This window comes from Hoylesella enoeca JCM 12259, assembly GCF_000613405.1.
GTDB lineage: Bacteria > Bacteroidota > Bacteroidia > Bacteroidales > Bacteroidaceae > Prevotella > Prevotella enoeca.
The window spans coordinates 1-2061 of sequence record NZ_BAIX01000095.1; the positions used below are offsets into that span (position 1 = coordinate 1).

Below are 2061 nucleotides of genomic sequence, written 5' to 3' on the forward strand. Positions count from 1 at the left end.
ATTTGTCTGATCAATACATGCTCGGTGACCGAAGTGGCAGATCATAAATGCAGGCAAGCCATTCATCGGATGGTGCGCGAAAATCCGCATTCTTTTGTCGTGGTCACAGGTTGTTATGCACAGTTAGAGGCCGAAACGGTGAGCAAAATCGATGGTGTGGATCTCGTTTTAGGCAGCAATGAGAAAGCTAATCTTATTCAATTCCTCTCCGAAGCATGGAGTAGAGGAGGTGAGAAAGACGCTTTGCATGAATTCCATTCGGTGCGGACGAAAGATATTCGGACCTTTGCGCCCTCGTGTTCGCGTGGTAATCGCACCCGTTATTTCCTCAAAGTGCAAGACGGATGCAACTATTTCTGCACCTATTGCACCATTCCCTATGCTCGCGGATTCAGTAGAAATCCTTCGATTGCATCATTGGTGGCGCAAGCCGAACAGGCTGCCCGTGAGGGCGGAAAGGAGATTGTGCTGACCGGAGTGAATATAGGTGATTTCGGAGTAACCACCGGTGAGCATTTCATCGACTTGGTTCGAGCACTCGATCAAGTGAAAGGCATTCGGCGTTTTCGTATCAGCAGTCTCGAGCCCGACCTTCTCGACGATGCGTTAATCGATTATTGCGCCAGCAGTCGGGCGTTTATGCCCCATTTTCATATCCCTTTGCAAAGTGGCAGCGACGAAGTGTTGCGTTTGATGCATCGCCGATACGACCGCTCGTTGTTTGCTCATAAGATTGCATTGATCAAAGAACAAATGCCCGACGCATTCATTGGTGTAGATGTGATGGTGGGTAGTCGCGGTGAGAAACCTGAATATTTTGAAGATTGTTACAACTTTCTGGCAGGATTGGATATCACCCAACTGCATGTGTTTCCATATAGTGAGCGTCCTGGGACGAGTGCACTCTCTATTCCGTATGTTGTGAACGACAAAGACAAAAAGTTGCGTTCCAAACGTCTTTTGGCGTTGTCGGATGAGAAAACACAAGCTTTTTATGCTAAACATATCGGTCGCCAAGCCGAAGTTTTATTTGAAAAGGCTGCCCGAGGAAAGGCGATGCACGGTTTCACGAAGAATTATATCCGTGTGGAATTGCCGCCGTCGATGGCCCGAGAAGAATATGATAACCAGCTGATCGATGTGACTTTGGGTGAGTTTAATCACGATCGGTCGGCTTTAAAAGCGATATTATGAAACTGGCTATTGTCATTTTGAATTGGAATGGACGTGCAATGCTGGCCGAATATTTGCCCACCGTGATAGAGTATTCGCGTAATGAAGCTGTCGTTTACGTTGCTGACAACGCTTCGACAGATGATTCCATGCAATTGATTCACGACAAATTCAAGGGTTGCAAGACGATTCTCCTGGATCAAACTATGGTTTTGCCGAGGGATATAACCGTGCGTTGAAACAGATTGAGGCCGATTATTACTTGTTGTTGAATAGCGATGTAGAGGTGACTCACCATTGGCTTACGCCATTGTTGGAGTTTATGGATACCCATCCCGATGTTGCCGCATGCCAGCCCAAGCTGCTGTCTGAGTGTGATAAAGACAATTTCGAGTATGCGGGAGCGGCCGGCGGTTATTTGGATAAATACGGTTATCCGTTTTGTCGGGGTCGAATCTTCAACACGATTGAGCCCGACAGCGGGCAGTATGATTATAACACGGAAATTCTTTGGGCCACAGGCGCCTGTTTACTCATTCGCAGTCGCGACTATTGGGATGCCGGCGGACTCGATGCCCGCTTCTTTGCGCACAGTGAGGAGATCGATCTCTGTTGGCGACTGCGACTGATGGGGCGCAAGATTTATTGCATTCCCGACAGTCGGGTTTATCATGTGGGCGGCGGCACGTTACCAAAAAGCAATTCGATGAAGACATTTCTCAACTTCCGAAATAATCTCACAATGCTCTATAAGAATCTACCCGAAAACGAATTGAAATCGGTAATGCGGATAAGATGGTTTTTAGACTATCTCGCTGCACTGCAAATGTTGTTTCTAAACAGGAATATCGGCGATTGCAAAGCGATCTTCCGGGCACGTAAGGCATT

1 protein-coding gene and 1 pseudogene are annotated in these 2061 nt (G+C 47.4%); both read left to right on the forward strand.

The features are described 5' to 3' along the window. The coding region (locus JCM12259_RS12655) for a MiaB/RimO family radical SAM methylthiotransferase (protein ID WP_025066710.1) at window positions 1-1194 on the forward strand (1194 nt) is incomplete at its 5' end. Continuing rightward, window positions 1191-2061 (forward strand): annotated as a pseudogene (locus JCM12259_RS15605) (glycosyltransferase family 2 protein); the annotation flags it as partial. The gene JCM12259_RS12655 and the pseudogene JCM12259_RS15605, both read left to right, overlap by 4 nt.